A 16,167-nucleotide genomic window follows, 5' to 3' on the forward strand; every position below is an offset into this window, starting at 1 on the left:
TCTTTAGGCTACTATTGACGGAACAATAGGTTTAGACGCAGTGCTAAACAATTACTTATACGACTTCTTGTCGCACGGAATGCTTAAAGATACAAAAAAGGCAACTAACTCGCAATGAATTAGTTGCCTTAAATTTTCCTATTTCAGGAATATCCCTACATTTAAGATAAGAAAAATGATGCAGCCTTTTTTCATGGTTTTAAAATTGTTTATATAGCTAATAAAGCTATTGTATGTTTTTCAGTTTATTATTCTCTTTGATCTAGTAAGCTGCCCTGTATTTTCCTTCCTCTTTATCTTCCAGCATATTTAGGTAGGAAGTATAGCGTGATTCGCTGATTAAATGTTCCTCTACCGCTTTGCGCACAGCACATCCCGGTTCGTGACGGTGCGTGCAGTTGCCGTATTTACATTCTGCGGAGACTTTGAATATTTCGGGAAAGTAATGTCCGATTTCTTCTTCTTCCATATCGAATGTACCGAATCCTTTGATACCGGGAGTATCGATGATATATCCGTCTCCGTCCACAGGGAACATTTCGGAGAAAGTGGTAGTATGCATTCCTTTGTTGTGATATGAAGAGATTTCACCCGTTTTTGTTTCTATTCCCGGCAGTATGGCATTGATAAGGGTGGATTTTCCTACTCCCGAATGTCCGGAGAACAGTGTAATCTTACCTTCCAGTGCCTTTCTGATTGCTTCTACTCCATGACCGTTTTTGGCGGAAACTTTGAAGCAGGGATAACCGATATGTGTGTATAGATTGATTAGTGCGTCCAAATATCGGAACTCATCTTCATCGTAGGCATCTATTTTGTTGAATACCAAATTGACAGGAACCCGATAGGCTTCTGCAGATGCGAGAAAACGGTCAATAAAGATTGTTGAAGTTTCGGGATAATTGACAGTAACCACCAACATACATTGATCGAGGTTGGCGGCAAGGATGTGAGATTGTTTGGAAAGATTGGAAGAACGACGGATAATGTAGTTTTTTCTATCTTCTATTTCGTTGATAAAGGCAGTGCCTTCTTGGTTAAGGATAATCTGGACACGGTCGCCTACCGCTACCGGGTTGGTACTTCGGATTCCTTTGAGTCGGAAATTACCTTTGATTTTACATTCGATAAACTGTCCGTCATCGCTCTTTACCTGATACCAGCTACCTGTGTTTTTGATTACTAATCCTTTCATAAGTTGAGAATTGAGAGTTGAGAATTGAGAGCTGAACGCGTTGTTGGTATACTACATAGTAACTTTCAACTCTCAACTCTCCATGCTCAACTTATACAGTCATAATTTCTTTATCTTTTTCAGCAAGCATATCATCAATTTGTTTGATATACTTATCGTGGATCTTTTGCAGTTTCGCTTCCGCATTCTTTTGCTCATCCTCTGCCAATCCGTCTTTTACAGCTTTCTTAAGTGCATCGATACCGTCTCGGCGGGCGTTGCGTACGCTGACTTTTGCAGTTTCGCCTTCGCCTTTACACTGTTTTGCCAATTGCTTACGACGTTCTTCCGTCAGAGGGGGAATACCGATACGGATCACTTCGCCGTTATTTTCAGGCATGATACCGAGGTCGGAGTCGATAATCGCTTTTTCGATGACACGGAACATACTCTTATCCCACGGTTTGATGGTGATACTACGTGCATCGGGAGTAGTTACGGCTGCTACATTGCTGATAGGAACCATACTTCCGTAAGAGTCTACACGGATACCGTCCAACAGTCGGGTACTCGCTTTTCCGGCGCGGATATGTGCCAGTGCTTCTTCCAGATACATAACGGCCATATCCATTTTTTCTTGTGCATTGTCAAGGCAAGTCTTTACGTCTACCATATTTTTTGATAATTAAAGTTGCTATTTGATTGATTAAGTAGCAAAAGTATATTATTTTTTGTTCATCTGCAACAGCATTCCCATCTTTTTTATGAGTGATTTGCCGATGATAATCAAGGTCACGGCGGTGATAATCATTAAAATACCAACCATTAAGCGAGGAGTTAGTTTCTCATGGAACAGCATAACACCGAAAAATAAGGCTGTCACAGGTTCCAAAGCACCTAGAATGGCGGTTGGTGTGGAGCCTATATAATGGATAGCTAAGGCGGTGCAGACCAATGATATGGCGGTTGGCAGAATAGCCAAAGCCAATGTATCTGCCCATAACCAGGCGGATGGTATAACCTGCAGCTCCATACAGAAGTTCAGACGGACGATGTAAACCGATAGTCCGAACAGGATGGCGTAAAATGTAAGTTTGGTGGTTGGCAGGTTTTTCAATGTTGAGCGGTTCACACCTACTATGTATATAGCATATGAGAGTGAAGACAGCAGTACGAAGATGATCCCCAACGTGGATAGCGGTTTGTCACCATCTCCTTGATAGAGCAAAGCAATACCCGAAAGTGCCAGCAGAATAGAGAAAACTGTAATTGCGGATATTTTTTCCTTGAAGAACACCCCCATAATAACAGCTACCATTACCGGATAAACAAACAGGATGGTTGAAGCGATTCCGGCATCCATGTAATTATAGCTCATAAACAGGAGCAACGATGAGAAAGAGAACAGCAATCCCATAATGACTAAGGGCAAGACGTCTGCCTTGTGAAGCACAAAGGATTGATGCTGCATTTTCATCAGAATACCCAGCACGATTGCGGCAAAGAAATAACGGTAGAATAAAACGGTATCGACACTCATTCCGGCTGCATAGAGCGGAAGTGCAAAAAGAGGATTCATACCGTAGCTGGCAGCGGCAATGGCTCCATAGATAAAACCTTTGGTCTTGTTATTCATTGTTCTTAGTCCTTTTTTATGGCGTGCAAAAGTACGCAGTTCGTCAATGATAAACAAGCGTTTAGGCGGTTGATAGTATAATTTAATCTTTCGTATGCTAAAAACTATTTCCAAGTAAAGAGGGAACTAATCTTGTTTATGCATAAAATTAATCGTCTGACAGTAGTCAGACGAAAAAGAATCAACTGTCAGACGATTAATTTTATTCGATCGGGAGATTAGTTGTGTACTAATGTACCTATCTCTTCTCCGCTGATTACCTTCTTTAAGTTGCCTACCGTATCCATATCAAATACAACGATAGGCAGATTATTTTCCTTGCACATACAAGTAGCAGTTAAATCCATAACTTTCAGACCACGTTTCAGAACTTCGTCATAAGTGATGTCGTCAAACTTGGTTGCGGTAGGATCTTTTTCGGGATCAGCTGTATAGATACCGTCTACACGAGTTCCTTTCAGCATAACGTCTGCTTCGATTTCAATTCCTCTCAGTGAAGAACCGGTATCTGTGGTGAAGAAGGGATTTCCCGTTCCTGCGGACATGATAACCACTTCACCGTCTTCCATACATTCGATGGCTTTCCATTTGCTGTAAAATTCACCGATAGGTTCCATCCGTACTGCTGTCAATACACGGGCTTTCACCCCGGTGGCAACAAGTGCCGAACTGAGGGCAAGACTGTTGATGACCGTAGCCAACATTCCCATTTGATCGCCTTTCACACGGTCGAAACCTTTACTAGCTCCGCTTAGGCCACGAAAAATATTTCCGCCTCCGATGACAATGCCGATTTGTACCCCTTGTTCGTGGATTTCTTTGATTTGTTCCGCATATTCTGCCAATCTTTTTTCGTCAATGCCGTATTGCTTTTCGCCCATCAGGCTCTCTCCGCTTAATTTTAGTAGAATTCTTTTATACTTTGCCATATCTTTTACTTTTAATGTTTTCCGCAAATATAGAGATAATTTATCGGATACTCCTCATCAGGGAACGATTACTTTTCGCATGATTTGTCTCCCTAAAAAGGTTTGCACGATTCCTCTTAGTGAAAGATAAACAAGGAAAGCCAACCATAAGGCATGATTTCCCAACAAGGAATGGAATCCGTAATATATTCCGAAAAAGCTGGCGGAAGCTACCAACATGGAGTAAAGCATTTGGCGGGTGGCGGTAGCGCCGATAAAGATACCATCCCAAAGAAAGGCGGAAAAACCGGCTAATGGAATGATAAGTGCCCAATAAAAGTAGGAGTCGGAAGCAGCGATTACTGAAATATCATTGGTTAACAGGCCTAGAAAGCTTTTCCCGCCAACTGAATATAAGAGGGTGAATAGAAACGAAAGACCCAATCCCCAATAGAAGAGATGATGTACGGTACTGCGGAGGCCTGTTTGATTTTTTGCACCGATATAACGTCCAGCCAACGCCTCACCGGCATAAGCAAAGCCATCCATGATATAGGAGAATAAGGTGAATAATTGCATAAGCAAAGTGTTGACGGCTAAAACGACTTCTCCTTGTGCTGCTCCGGCAGAGGTGAAAAACATAGTGACCATGACAAGACAGAGTGTACGGAAGAATATGTCGCGGTTAACTTGAAAGAAGCGATACATGGCTTGTCTTTGTATTATTTCTTTCCAGACGATTCGTTTGTGGAGCGTATGGTAGTAATGCATATAGAGCCAAAGAGCCATGAAGAAGCCTGCATATTGGGCAATAAGAGTTCCTGCGGCTACGCCTGCCACTTTCATATCCAATAGGTAAACAAAACATAGGCTGGCAACAATATTAACTATATTCTGGGTAATGGCGATATACATCGGAAAACGTGAGTTCTGCATACCGATGAACCAGCCTGCAAATCCATAAAGCCCTAAGGTGGCGGGAGCTCCCCAAATACAGATGTAGAAGTAAGTGGTTGCCAGTTGTTCTATCTCCGGTGTGGTCTTTATAAATGTAAATGCCAAGTGCAGAATGGGATACTGAAACAGCAGCAGACAGAAAGCGATGAGTAATCCTACTCCGATGGAACGTAGCAATAGTCGGGTGATTTCGTTAAGGTCGTGCTGCCCGTAAGCTTGTGAAGTCATTCCACTGGTCCCCATGCGAAGGAATCCGAAAATCCAGTAGATGATATTGAACAGCATTCCTCCTACGGCGATGGCCCCGATATAGGCCGGAGAACCGAGATGGCCTACAATGGTGACATCGATGAGTCCCAATAATGGAACGGTGATATTCGATATGATTGATGGGATGGCAATCTGTAATATTCGTCTGTTTTCAGTGACCTGTTTTTTATCTGTCATTGTATAAAAACACTTTTATCAAATTGATTGTTCTTTTCGTCCGCAAAGGTACATCTTTTATTTTTTTATTGTATCTTTGTGTGTCACGAACTAAATAACAAAAGTAGGATTATGAGAGCCTTAACTATCTTCTTTTTATCATTGTTTTCATTGCCGCTGGTGCTGAATGCGCAGTCGGTCGATGAAATGTTGCAGAAAGTGTCTGCTGCCATTGAATCAGGGCAGCATGGACAGGCTGTGAGCTATTTCCGCCAAACAATCGGTTTGGATATAGACCGTACCGAGATGTTCTATTGGACGAGCATTGATAAGAGTAGTGATATTAGTTCAAAATTAGCTGTAGAACTGGCTTCTGCTTATAGGAAGAATCGGAATTATGACAAGGCTTATCTGTTTTACAAGGAATTGCTTCAAAAGACTCCTGATAATGTAGATTATCTGGAGGCATGTGCTGAGATACAAGTGTGCCGTGGGCAGGAAAAGGAGGCTCTGCGTATGTATGAAAAGGTTTTGCAGTTGGATGCGGATAATTTGGCTGCTAATATATTCTTAGGTAATTACTATTATCTGATGGCTGAAAAGGAGAAGAAACGGTTGGATACTGATTTTAAAAAACTTGCATCGCCTACTAAGATGCAATATGCGCGTTATCGGGATGGATTATCAAAAGTCTTTTCGACCGGTTATCAGAAGGCCCGGAATTCGTTGAGAAAAGTTATTTCACAATTTCCGTCAACAGAGGCTCAAAAGACATTGGATAAGATATTGAGAATAGAAAAAGAGGTGAATCGCTGAAAATGGTTCACCTCTTTTTCTATAATACAGTTTTATTTGATTGTTCGCATGGGAAATTCTTGTGGTGCCGTTGTCTTTGTTATACTTCTGGTAACCTTTTTTCCTGGAATCAGCGGACTGTGTGCCAGCACATACCGGATTCTATTTTTTTGTTCATTGGTAAAGCGATTAACGTATGAGTATTCATAGTCCATGATGTTGTTTGGGGTAGATTGGGTATTATCCATACAGTTTTTCCTTTCCATAAGATATGGTAAATCATTGAATGTGATCTTGATTCCATTTTTAGGGATATAGTTGTCTAAAAAATCTTTATATTCATCTCTGTTGTAAGGAGAGGTATCTGTACAATAGTCAGTGTCCTCACATAGATTGGTAATTATATTTCCTGCCGAGTCTTTCGTTTCATTGAAAGTATGATATAAACCTAGATAGTGTCCAAGTTCATGGGCAAGGGTGGCAATAACATCTGAAGGATTATAGATTTGTCCTTCTATATTGGCTTTCCCGTTAATATATAATTTGTTGATAGATATACAGTGAGGATATGTCAGAGTGGAGTGCGTTGGTAAGAAATTAAGTTGATTTAGTCCTTCTAATTTGTCCGGCTTGACTGTATATGGAAGGTAAGAGATTCCTAATATATTTTTGTTTGTGAACCGATATAACATAATATTGATGTATTGGTCGGTATCCCATAGATATTGAATATTAGACTTGTCATCCATAAAATTGTCACAGTCCAATTCTGCGTTGTTTACTTTTATACGCTCTATTCCAGCCTCAGAAAGTACTTTTCCCTCATTGTTGTGGGTAGCAAGGATGAATTTCAAATGAATATCTACACTTTTGTTATTCGAATTGTCATAATAATTATTGCAAGCATCAATAATTTCTTTTATTCTTTTAGTTGTCACAGTTTGGTCTGAATCGCTCCCATCGTAAAAGATGTGGAAGATTACAGGAAGTTGATAAGACTCTTCTTGGTTATCAGTATCGCTTTCTTTAATAGATGGGGTAGGACTGTTTTCTGAGTCTTCACAACTAATTATGAAAAATAACAAAGCAAATAAAGTAAATAATGTAGTTCTCATATATAAAAGATTTTTATCTCAATAAATATTCCACTTCCTTAAACATATAAGCCCTTCGGACCTGTTTTTCGTCTTCTAAGATTAACCTACCTTCCGGCTCAACACAAATAATTCGTGCCAGAAATTCACCGTCAACATCTTTATATCGGTGCATTCCTTCTTTTCTGAAAAGTGATTTCTCATATTGGTTGGTTATCTGTGTTATATCTCCTTTTTGAAGTTTGGCATAATAAGACTGAACACGGATCATGATATTCTTTAATATCTCAAAGACATCATGGCGTTTTCCAGTGATTTGATATAGTGAAACAGGATTGGGAGCCGGACTGTAGAATTCTTCCTGGTTAATATTGATTCCGATTCCTGCAATGCTTTGACAGATGTTCCGTCCCATCAAATCGTTTTCGATTAATATTCCACAAATCTTTTTCTCTTTCCAATAAATATCGTTCGGCCATTTGATAGAAATGTCCTCAGTATAAGTACTTAACTCTTCCTTAATAGCCAAAGATATAATCTGCGAAATAAGAAACTGGCAGCGCGCTTCCCAAAAAACAGGGAAAAGCACAAAACTGAAAAGGAGGTTCTTGAGCGGTTCTGATTCCCAAGAGTTCCCACGTTGCCCTCGTCCGGATGTTTGAAAGTCGGCAACTACGGTCGTCAACTCCTCTACTTTTTGCCGGGCACAAAGAGTTTGCAGGTAGTTATTGGTCGAATTCGTTTCACTGATATGAATCAATGGAACGGGGAATATTTCAGGGGAGGGCGTCATATTTTGCACGTAGTTTTTGGGGGAACTTCTTGATGACTTCATCATAGGAATGGTCGATCAGTTGTTTTATCAGTTTATCATCTAGGTCGCGGTCAAGGAATACTTGGTTCCAGTATTTTTTGTTAAAATGCCAAGCACCTTCCACGCCATTGTAATGGTCCCGCAATTCGATGGCGTAGTCTGGATCACATTTCATCGTAATCCTGTCAGGCGTATTGAAACTAATACATAAAAACATTTTTCCCATGACTCTGATTGTCAGGAAATCATCACCAAAAGGCATATCTTCCGTAGCGGCTTTTTTGCTGAGGCTGTATTCTCTGGCTGTTTCAACATTCATAATTAATCAATTTATAATAATTTTGTATCTTCTATGTCTTGAATTTTAAAATAAAGGAGGATAAAACGCCTCTTTGATATGCTCGATCTTGAAGTTTCCGTCTTCGCCCACTACCGTAATGATATCGAATCGTACAGGTACATCGATTTGAAATAGTCTCATATAGGTATCCGTAGCGCGTACGGTACGTTTTATTTTAGGGATGTCAACAGCGTCCTCCGGTTCGGCAAATTGAGTATTGCTGCGGGTCTTTACCTCCACTACAATTAATTCCTGCTTTTGGGTAGCCACAATATCCAGTTCAAAATGTCCTTTTCTCCAGTTCCGGTCACGAATAATGTAACCTTGTTGCTCCAGATAGGTTACTGCGGCATTTTCTCCGGCTTTTCCTAATTCATTATGTTTAGCCATCTTTTTTTGCAAATTTACTGCTTTTATTCTTTGTATTTACAGAAGTAAAAGTAATTTTGCAGAAGATATGAGAAAAAGAAGTAAAAAGTGCCTGAAAATGCACGTCGAGTGTACGAAACGTGAACGACGTATGAGCATTTTGTTGAGCGACGAAGAACAGCTGATTGTTGATCGTTATCTTGAGAAATACAAGATAACCAATAAGTCACGCTGGCTTCGTGAAACGATTCTCATGTTTATCCATAAGAATATGGAAGAAGATTATCCCACCCTTTTTGGTGAGCACGATATGAGACGATAGGGGATAGTCTTAAAAAAATGTAGATTAAAAACTAGAGGGGGATGCTGGACGATACTTACTTTATGAAACAGGCTTTGATAGAAGCCGGTAAAGCTGCCGAACGGGGTGAAGTGCCTGTAGGGGCAGTCGTTGTTTGTAAAGAACGGATTATTGCACGTGCCCACAATCTCACAGAAACATTGAATGACGTAACGGCTCATGCCGAGATGCAGGCCATTACTGCTGCCGCCAATGTCCTTGGTGGTAAGTATCTGAATGAATGTACATTGTATGTCACGGTTGAACCTTGCGTGATGTGTGCGGGAGCTATTGCCTGGGCACAAACGGGTAAACTCGTATTCGGTGCCGAAGATGAAAAACGTGGCTATCAGAAATATGCCGTTTCAGCGCTGCATCCCAAAACAGTGGTTGTCAAAGGACTGCTGGCAGACGAATGTGCCGCCCTTATGAAAAACTTCTTTGCGGCAAAACGTAGATAGCGATTGATGGAGTGGTGATTAATAACCGAGCTGTGTAGAGTTTATCGTTATTCTTTAATTTCCTCGAAGTCTACATATTCTCCTTCATCCTGGGTGAATATCTTTTTATGCTTTTTTCTTGGAACGTCGTCGGAGAATATTTCCTCTTCATGATCCATCGGACGATGTGTTCCCTGACTGTAGCTTTGCTGGTCCGCGCTACGTCCGGATTCGTTTTGTCTCGGTCGTGATGAAGACGAAAAACGGTGGCCTATTCCGAAGATGGCTTTGAGTATGAGTCCGACAACTGAAAGACCAAATACGATAATGGTGATGATAAAGAGAAGTATAAATAAAAGTATATGCATTGGGCTATGATTTTTATATTGTAACTCTGATAAAACTCATAGTACAACAAACGTGCCAAGAGATTGTTTATTTACTTTTTCTTGTAAAAAGTGAAAGTAAAATATACCATACAACGATGGCTGCAAAGCTGCTGATTCCAAGAAATACAAGGAAAGGAATGCATACAATCAAAAATGTAAAACTGATTTTGTTGTCATTCCATGACAGATTCTTGAATTTCAAAGAGAACATGGGGATTTCTGCTACCAATAACCATGAAAACAGACAAACAACTATAAAAAGATAGACAGGATGACAGCTTTCGGAAATCAGTATGTCATGTGCGCCTGCTACTAAAGAAGCCCAAAACAGAGCATTGGCAGGAACAGGAAGACCGATGAAAGAAGTGGTCTGCCGGGTATCGTTATTGAACTTTGCCAGCCGCAAAGCAGAGAATACAGAGATTAAGAATGCAGCGTACGGCAGGTAAGGAGCGATAAATTCCATGCTTGCCGGATAGTACATCTCTTTGAACAGAGAGAATACAATCGCTGAGGGAGCAAAACCGAAACTGACATCATCCGCCAATGAATCCAAATCTTTTCCAATGATGGAGTGTGCATTAAGCGCACGTGCCAACATTCCGTCGAAAAAATCGAATACGGAGCTTAGAATAATGAATAGTAATGCTAGTTCATAATGGGCTTCAAAAGCCATGACACAAGCAATACAACCGGAGAAAAGGTTCAGGCAGGTTACGGTATTCGGAATATTTTTTTTAATAACGTTCGTCATTGTGACAGGATTATTTGAGTTTGGCGATAACTGTTTGGTTACCGGTTGTTAATTGTCCCATAGTGACACAGACTTCCGTGCCGATGGGTAAATATACGTCCACGCGGGAACCGAACTTGATGAATCCCATATGTTCGTCAATATAACATTCTTCGCCTACCTCTGCATAGGTGACGATACGGCGTGCCACAGCTCCGGCGATTTGGCGGGTAAGCACTTCCACTCCTTCCGGAGTTTCGATTACCACCGTAGAACGCTCGTTCTCCGTACTGGCTTTCGGCAGCCAGGCTTTCATGAAGTTTCCATTGTGATGTGCCACCTTTTTAATAGTACCGTCCACCGGATACCAATTGGCATGTACGTTGACAATACTCATAAAGATGGAGATCATTAATCTCCGGTCATGAAAATACTCGTTTTCATCAACCTCTTCGATAACAACGATTTTTCCGTCGGCAGGTGCTACGACTATTTTTTCAGTGTCCTGTCCGAAGAGACGGATCGGACAACGAAAGAAATTCACCATCAACAGATAAACTGTTATACTTGCTACTGCTACCACATAGAATGGTATCTTACAATCGATTCCCCAATAAAGAGCGACATTAATCAATAGTAGTAGCAAGAAGCTAGCCCATAATATATGTGTTCCTTCGCGGTGAATACGTATTTTCTTTAATTTCTTTAGTCGGCCCATGAATGCTGTTTAATGATATTGCCTGCAAAAATATACTTAATTTAAAAAATCAGCAAGTAATTAGGCATAGAAATGTGAATGTTGATAACTTTTTGAGGATTATTTTTGTTTATCTCTCGGGAGATAGTAATTTTATGCCTTCAAATTAACTACTTATCATTATGCAGGATTTCGTTCATTTACATGTCCATACCCAATATTCTCTTTTGGACGGTCAGGCTAGCGTGGCTCGTCTGGTCGACAAAGCGATGAAGAATGGAATGAAGGGTATTGCCGTGACCGATCATGGAAATATGTTCGGTATTAAAGAATTTACGAACTACGTTAATAAAAAGAATAGCGGTCCCAAAGGAGAGGTCAAAGACCTGAAAAAACGAATTGCGGGTATAGAAGCCGGAACCATAGAGTGTGAGGACAAAGAAGCTGAGATTGCCGATTGTAAAGCCAAAATTGTAGAAGCGGAAAGCAAACTGTTCAAACCCATCATCGGTTGTGAGATGTATGTGGCACGCCGTACAATGGATTTAAGAGAAGGTAAACTCGACCAGAGCGGTTACCACCTGATTGTATTGGCTAAAAATGAAAAGGGATACCATAACCTTATTAAATTAGTATCGCACGCATGGACGCGCGGATACTATATGCGTCCGCGTACCGACCGCAGCGAATTGGAAAAGTATCATGAAGGTCTGATTGTCTGTTCGGCTTGCCTCGGTGGAGAGATACCGAAACGGATTACCAATGATCAGTTTGCGGAAGCGGAGGAAGCCATACAGTGGTATAAGAACTTATTCGGAGATGACTTTTATCTGGAGATGCAACGCCATAAAGCGACCGTTCCCCGTGCCAATCACGAGTGTTATCCAATGCAGGTAAAAGTGAATAAATACCTGATGGAGTATGCCCAAAAGTACAACATAAAATTGATTTGTACGAACGACGTTCATTTTGTGGACGAGGAAAATGCGGAAGCGCACGACCGTCTGATCTGTTTGAGTACCGGCAAGGATTTGGATGACCCTACCCGTATGCTTTATACCAAACAAGAGTGGATGAAAACACGTGAAGAGATGAATGAACTCTTTGCGGACGTACCCGAAGCTTTGAGCAATACATTGGAAATTCTCGATAAAGTAGAATATTATTCCATCGATCATGCCCCTATTATGCCTACTTTCGCTATTCCTGAGGACTTTGGAACAGAAGAAGAATACAGAGCGAAATTTACGGAGAAAGACTTGTTCGATGAGTTTACGCAAGATGAGCATGGCAATGTGGTGTTGAGTGAAGAGGATGCGAAGGCTAAAATAAAACGTCTGGGTGGTTATGATAAACTCTATCGTATCAAGCTCGAAGGAGACTATCTGGCTAAGTTGGCTTTCGATGGTGCGAAACGGATATATGGCGAGCCTTTGTCGGAAGAAGTGAAGGAACGCATGAATTTTGAGCTATATATCATGAAGACTATGGGTTTCCCCGGATACTTCTTGATTGTGCAAGACTTTATCAATGCTGCCCGCAAGGAGTTGGGTGTATCCGTAGGTCCGGGACGTGGATCGGCGGCCGGTTCGGCTGTGGCATACTGTCTGGGAATTACGAAAATCGACCCTATCCAATATGATTTGCTGTTTGAACGTTTTCTGAATCCGGACCGTATCTCTTTGCCTGATATTGATGTGGACTTTGATGATGACGGTCGTGGTGAGGTACTTCGCTGGGTGACGAATAAATATGGTCAGGAAAAGGTGGCGCACATCATTACCTATGGTACGATGGCTACAAAGTTGGCTATCAAGGACGTTGCCCGTGTGCAGAAACTTCCTCTTTCGGAATCCGACCGCTTGGCTAAACTGGTGCCGGATAAAATTCCGGATAAGAAACTGAACTTGCCGAATGCGATTGCATACGTGCCCGAATTACAAGCTGCCGAAGCTTCATCGGATCCGTTGGTGCGCGATACGCTGAAATATGCCAAAATGCTTGAAGGTAATGTACGTGGTACGGGTGTGCATGCTTGCGGTACGATTATCTGCCGTGATGATATTACCGATTGGGTGCCTGTCAGCACTGCCGATGATAAAGAAACGGGTGAGAAAATGCTTGTCACCCAGTATGAAGGTTCGGTGATTGAAGATACCGGACTGATTAAGATGGACTTTCTTGGCTTGAAGACATTGTCTATCATTAAAGAAGCCGTTGAAAATATCCGTCTGAGCCGTGCCATTGAAGTGGATGTGGATCAGATTGATATTAACGATCCGGCTACTTATAAATTATACAGTGACGGTCGTACGATCGGTACATTCCAGTTTGAATCTGCCGGTATGCAGAAGTATTTGCGTGAGTTGCAGCCTTCTACATTCGAAGATTTGATTGCCATGAACGCTCTCTACCGTCCGGGACCGATGGATTATATCCCCGATTTTATCGATCGTAAACATGGACGTAAGCCGATTGAGTATGATATTCCGGTAATGGAAAAGTACTTGAAGGATACATACGGGATTACGGTTTATCAGGAACAGGTGATGCTTTTGTCACGTTTGTTGGCGGACTTTACACGCGGTGAGTCCGATGCTCTTCGTAAGGCAATGGGTAAGAAGCTGCGTGACAAGCTGGATCACATGAAGCCTAAATTTATCGAGGGTGGACGTAAGAACGGACACGACCCGAAAGTTCTCGAAAAGATTTGGACGGACTGGGAAAAGTTTGCGTCGTATGCTTTCAACAAGTCTCATGCTACTTGTTATTCATGGGTGGCTTATCAGACTGCCTATCTGAAAGCGAATTATCCTTCCGAATATATGGCGGCTGTAATGAGCCGAAGTTTGTCGAACATTACGGATATCACGAAGCTGATGGATGAATGTAAGGCGATGGGTATTCAGACCTTGGGACCGGATGTCAATGAGAGTAACTTGAAGTTTACTGTAAATCGTGACGGTAATATCCGTTTCGGGCTTGGAGCCGTAAAAGGAGTAGGCGAGGCTGCCGTGCAGAGTATCATGGAGGAACGTGAAAAGAACGGTCCTTTTACCGGAATTTTCGACTTTGTGCAACGTGTCAATCTGAATGCCTGCAATAAGAAGAACATGGAATGCCTCGCGTTGGCCGGTGGCTTTGACAGTTTTCCGGAACTGAAACGTGAACAGTACTTTGCTGTCAACTCTAAAGGAGAAGTTTTCCTGGAAACTTTGATGCGTTATGGCAACCGTTATCAGGCTGATAAAGCTGCTGCAGTCAATTCTCTGTTTGGTGGCGAAAACGTAATTGATGTGGCAACTCCTGAGATTCCTCAGGGAGTAGAGCGTTGGAGTGATCTCGACCGTTTGAACCGTGAGCGTGATTTGGTTGGTATTTACCTTTCCGCTCATCCGTTGGATGAATTCTCCATTGTATTGGAACACGTCTGCAACACACGTATGGCAGATTTGGAAGATAAAGCAGCCCTTGCTGGTCGCGAAATAACGATGGGAGGTATTGTGACCAGTGTCCGTCGTGGAATCAGCAAGAACGGAAATCCTTATGGTATCGCCAAGATAGAAGATTATTCCGGCTCTACCGAGATTCCATTCTGGGGAAATGACTGGGTGACTTATCAAGGATACCTCAATGAGGGTACTTTTTTGTTTATCAAAGCTCGTTGTCAACCCAAGCAATGGCGGCAGGATGAACTGGAAGTGAAGATTACTTCTATGGAACTGCTGCCGGATGTAAAAGAAGAGTTGGTGCAGAAGATAACCATTATTATCCCGTTGTCCGTGTTGAACTCCGCTTTAATCACAGAACTTGCAACATTGACAAAAGAACATCCGGGAAATACGGAACTCTATTTTAGGGTGACGGATGATATTGATGTAAACCGTATGGCGGTCGACTTAATTTCCCGTCCGGTCAAGCTTTCGGTGGGCCGTGAATTAATAACCTATTTAAAAGACCGTCCGGAATTGGGGTTCCGTATAAATTGATTATATTTATAATGATTGTTGATTATCAATTACTTATGGTAAGCAGGATAGGGAACTTACTTACTCCCTTTTTTCTAACCGAAGCAAAGATATAAATTTCCATAGAATTACATAGCTTCGACTTAGGAAAAAATCATAGGAGGAAAGTACTGAGTTAAAGTACCTTTCTCCTTTTTTATTTTATTCTCCACAAATTATACTATGAAGATTCATTTGCGTAGTTTTCGGTGAGTATTATTGCTCGTTTGACTATTTTCGTACTTTCAGCTAATTCTATTTTACATGCTAGTTTTCCATTTTTCTTATACTTAACGTGAGTTCGATATAAGAATAAATATATTTCACTTATAATTAGAAACATAGCGATAAAAGTATTAAATTTATAGTGCTGAATTATAACATTTAAACGATTACCGCTATGTTTCCAAAGTCTAAAGTTACAGAGATTTATTGTATGGCCGATGATTTTTGCAAGGAATTTACATTTCAACGGGAAAAATATATGATTAAGGATAAGAAGACCAATCATTGTAACAAACCCAACCGTATGAGTGATGCAGAGATTATGGTTATTCTAATCCTGTTTCACTCCGGTGGTTTCCGCTGTTTCAAGCATTACTATAAGGAATATGTCTGTAAACATCTGAAACACCTTTTTCCGCGTCAGGTTTCTTATAACCGTTTTTATAGAATTGGAGAAGGAAGTACTGCTTCCACTGACCATCTTCATCAAAAAAGTCCTGCTGGGAACCTGTACCGGCATCAGTTTCGTTGACTCCACTCCCTTACGTATATGCCGTAACCAAAGAATCTTGATTCATAAGACATTTGAAGGGTTTGCCGAGCGTGGAAGATGTTCAATGGGATGGTTCTTCGGATTCAAGTTGCATCTGATAATCAATGACAAGGGTGAGATCCTCAATTTCATGTTCACGCCTGGAAACGTAGATGACCGGGAACCGTTGAAGCAAGGTAAGTTTCTGGAAAACATCAAAGGAAAACTATGTGCAGACAAGGGATATATCGGGCAGGCTCTGTTTGAAAATCTTTTCCTGAATGGCATACA

General features: G+C 41.3%; 16 protein-coding genes and 1 pseudogene. 5 read left to right on the forward strand and 12 right to left on the reverse strand.

From position 1 onward, the window contains the following. Window positions 1-262 precede the first annotated feature (262 nt). From rsgA to H8S63_RS18950, 5 genes are all read right to left on the reverse strand, one after another. Complete coding sequence (rsgA, locus tag H8S63_RS18930; protein ID WP_007757892.1) at window positions 263-1,195, reverse strand: ribosome small subunit-dependent GTPase A; 933 nt, start codon at window positions 1,193-1,195, stop codon at window positions 263-265. A 91-nt stretch (window positions 1,196-1,286) separates the two neighbouring features. Beyond that, on the reverse strand, window positions 1,287-1,847 hold the full coding sequence (gene frr / locus H8S63_RS18935; RefSeq protein WP_007757891.1) for a ribosome recycling factor: 561 nt from the start codon (window positions 1,845-1,847) through the stop codon (window positions 1,287-1,289). A 51-nt stretch (window positions 1,848-1,898) separates the two neighbouring features. Beyond that, complete coding sequence (locus H8S63_RS18940; RefSeq protein ID WP_186927648.1) at window positions 1,899-2,810, reverse strand: DMT family transporter; 912 nt, start codon at window positions 2,808-2,810, stop codon at window positions 1,899-1,901. A gap of 218 nt (window positions 2,811-3,028) precedes the next feature. Then, a complete protein-coding gene (gene pyrH / locus H8S63_RS18945; protein WP_186927649.1) occupies window positions 3,029-3,739 on the reverse strand; it encodes a UMP kinase in 711 nt (236 codons plus the stop codon). 57 nt (window positions 3,740-3,796) lie between these two features. Further along, window positions 3,797-5,122: an MATE family efflux transporter gene (locus H8S63_RS18950; RefSeq protein ID WP_186927650.1), complete on the reverse strand. Its 1,326-nt coding sequence runs from the start codon at window positions 5,120-5,122 to the stop codon at window positions 3,797-3,799. 111 nt (window positions 5,123-5,233) lie between these two features. Here H8S63_RS18950 and H8S63_RS18955 point away from each other — a divergent pair, with 111 nt between their 5' ends. Further along, window positions 5,234-5,917 carry a tetratricopeptide repeat protein gene (locus tag H8S63_RS18955; protein WP_007757886.1) on the forward strand — a complete coding sequence of 228 codons (684 nt, stop codon included), beginning with the start codon at window positions 5,234-5,236 and terminating at the stop codon, window positions 5,915-5,917. A gap of 32 nt (window positions 5,918-5,949) precedes the next feature. On the opposite strand, the gene H8S63_RS18960 is transcribed toward H8S63_RS18955, so the two are convergent. Genes H8S63_RS18960 through H8S63_RS18975 form a run of 4 tightly spaced genes read right to left on the reverse strand, consistent with a single transcriptional unit; the run spans window position 5,950 to window position 8,534 of the window. Then, window positions 5,950-7,011, reverse strand: a complete 1,062-nt coding sequence (locus H8S63_RS18960) for a zinc-dependent metalloproteinase lipoprotein (RefSeq protein ID WP_186927651.1) — start codon at window positions 7,009-7,011, stop codon at window positions 5,950-5,952. Window positions 7,012-7,024: 13 nt separating this feature from the next. Further along, entirely contained in the window at window positions 7,025-7,783 is a 759-nt protein-coding gene (locus tag H8S63_RS18965) for a biotin--[acetyl-CoA-carboxylase] ligase (protein WP_186927652.1), read from the reverse strand. Further along, window positions 7,767-8,123 carry an MmcQ/YjbR family DNA-binding protein gene (locus H8S63_RS18970; RefSeq protein ID WP_186927653.1) on the reverse strand — a complete coding sequence of 119 codons (357 nt, stop codon included), beginning with the start codon at window positions 8,121-8,123 and terminating at the stop codon, window positions 7,767-7,769. The genes H8S63_RS18965 and H8S63_RS18970 overlap by 17 nt, the downstream gene beginning before the upstream one ends. Window positions 8,124-8,168: 45 nt before the next feature. Beyond that, window positions 8,169-8,534, reverse strand: coding sequence for a YraN family protein (locus tag H8S63_RS18975; RefSeq protein WP_007757879.1), 366 nt, complete (start codon window positions 8,532-8,534; stop codon window positions 8,169-8,171). 67 nt (window positions 8,535-8,601) lie between these two features. Between H8S63_RS18975 and H8S63_RS18980 the strand changes: the two genes are divergently transcribed. Then, window positions 8,602-8,835 (forward strand): hypothetical protein, encoded by a 234-nt coding sequence (locus H8S63_RS18980; RefSeq protein WP_004299215.1) that lies wholly within the window; start codon window positions 8,602-8,604, stop codon window positions 8,833-8,835. A 41-nt stretch (window positions 8,836-8,876) separates the two neighbouring features. Next, the gene (locus tag H8S63_RS18985; RefSeq protein ID WP_007757878.1) at window positions 8,877-9,314 is read left to right on the forward strand and encodes a nucleoside deaminase; all 438 of its coding nucleotides are present in this window, start codon (window positions 8,877-8,879) and stop codon (window positions 9,312-9,314) included. A gap of 47 nt (window positions 9,315-9,361) precedes the next feature. Here H8S63_RS18985 and H8S63_RS18990 read toward each other — a convergent pair whose 3' ends face one another. From H8S63_RS18990 to H8S63_RS19000, 3 genes are all read right to left on the reverse strand, one after another. After that, window positions 9,362-9,661: a DUF4834 family protein gene (locus tag H8S63_RS18990; RefSeq protein WP_186927654.1), complete on the reverse strand. Its 300-nt coding sequence runs from the start codon at window positions 9,659-9,661 to the stop codon at window positions 9,362-9,364. A 67-nt stretch (window positions 9,662-9,728) separates the two neighbouring features. Further along, window positions 9,729-10,436, reverse strand: coding sequence for a CDP-diacylglycerol--serine O-phosphatidyltransferase (gene pssA / locus H8S63_RS18995; protein WP_186927655.1), 708 nt, complete (start codon window positions 10,434-10,436; stop codon window positions 9,729-9,731). A gap of 10 nt (window positions 10,437-10,446) precedes the next feature. Further along, the gene (locus H8S63_RS19000; RefSeq protein ID WP_007757873.1) at window positions 10,447-11,133 is read right to left on the reverse strand and encodes a phosphatidylserine decarboxylase family protein; all 687 of its coding nucleotides are present in this window, start codon (window positions 11,131-11,133) and stop codon (window positions 10,447-10,449) included. Between the two features lie 161 nt (window positions 11,134-11,294). Between H8S63_RS19000 and dnaE the strand changes: the two genes are divergently transcribed. Both dnaE and H8S63_RS19010 read left to right on the forward strand, forming a co-directional pair. Next, window positions 11,295-15,101 (forward strand): DNA polymerase III subunit alpha, encoded by a 3,807-nt coding sequence (gene dnaE, locus H8S63_RS19005; RefSeq protein WP_007757871.1) that lies wholly within the window; start codon window positions 11,295-11,297, stop codon window positions 15,099-15,101. Window positions 15,102-15,519: 418 nt separating this feature from the next. Beyond that, window positions 15,520-16,167: pseudogene (locus H8S63_RS19010) on the forward strand (IS982 family transposase); the annotation flags it as partial.

The sequence above is a fragment of the Bacteroides sp. NSJ-39 genome, assembly GCF_014287315.1.
GTDB classification, from domain to species: Bacteria; Bacteroidota; Bacteroidia; order Bacteroidales; family Bacteroidaceae; genus Bacteroides; species Bacteroides finegoldii.

Excerpts from the sequence above, each read along its gene's own strand:
- rsgA (WP_007757892.1), bottom strand. The coding sequence starts at position 1,195 with ATGAAAGGATTAGTAATCAAAAACACAGGTAGCTGGTATCAGGTAAAG.
- frr (WP_007757891.1), bottom strand. The coding sequence starts at position 1,847 with ATGGTAGACGTAAAGACTTGCCTTGACAATGCACAAGAAAAAATGGAT.
- H8S63_RS18940 (WP_186927648.1), bottom strand. The coding sequence starts at position 2,810 with ATGAATAACAAGACCAAAGGTTTTATCTATGGAGCCATTGCCGCTGCC.
- pyrH (WP_186927649.1), bottom strand. The coding sequence starts at position 3,739 with ATGGCAAAGTATAAAAGAATTCTACTAAAATTAAGCGGAGAGAGCCTG.
- H8S63_RS18950 (WP_186927650.1), bottom strand. The coding sequence starts at position 5,122 with ATGACAGATAAAAAACAGGTCACTGAAAACAGACGAATATTACAGATT.
- H8S63_RS18955 (WP_007757886.1), top strand. The coding sequence starts at position 5,234 with ATGAGAGCCTTAACTATCTTCTTTTTATCATTGTTTTCATTGCCGCTG.
- H8S63_RS18960 (WP_186927651.1), bottom strand. The coding sequence starts at position 7,011 with ATGAGAACTACATTATTTACTTTATTTGCTTTGTTATTTTTCATAATT.
- H8S63_RS18965 (WP_186927652.1), bottom strand. The coding sequence starts at position 7,783 with ATGACGCCCTCCCCTGAAATATTCCCCGTTCCATTGATTCATATCAGT.
- H8S63_RS18970 (WP_186927653.1), bottom strand. The coding sequence starts at position 8,123 with ATGAATGTTGAAACAGCCAGAGAATACAGCCTCAGCAAAAAAGCCGCT.
- H8S63_RS18975 (WP_007757879.1), bottom strand. The coding sequence starts at position 8,534 with ATGGCTAAACATAATGAATTAGGAAAAGCCGGAGAAAATGCCGCAGTA.
- H8S63_RS18980 (WP_004299215.1), top strand. The coding sequence starts at position 8,602 with ATGAGAAAAAGAAGTAAAAAGTGCCTGAAAATGCACGTCGAGTGTACG.
- H8S63_RS18985 (WP_007757878.1), top strand. The coding sequence starts at position 8,877 with ATGCTGGACGATACTTACTTTATGAAACAGGCTTTGATAGAAGCCGGT.
- H8S63_RS18990 (WP_186927654.1), bottom strand. The coding sequence starts at position 9,661 with ATGCATATACTTTTATTTATACTTCTCTTTATCATCACCATTATCGTA.
- pssA (WP_186927655.1), bottom strand. The coding sequence starts at position 10,436 with ATGACGAACGTTATTAAAAAAAATATTCCGAATACCGTAACCTGCCTG.
- H8S63_RS19000 (WP_007757873.1), bottom strand. The coding sequence starts at position 11,133 with ATGGGCCGACTAAAGAAATTAAAGAAAATACGTATTCACCGCGAAGGA.
- dnaE (WP_007757871.1), top strand. The coding sequence starts at position 11,295 with ATGCAGGATTTCGTTCATTTACATGTCCATACCCAATATTCTCTTTTG.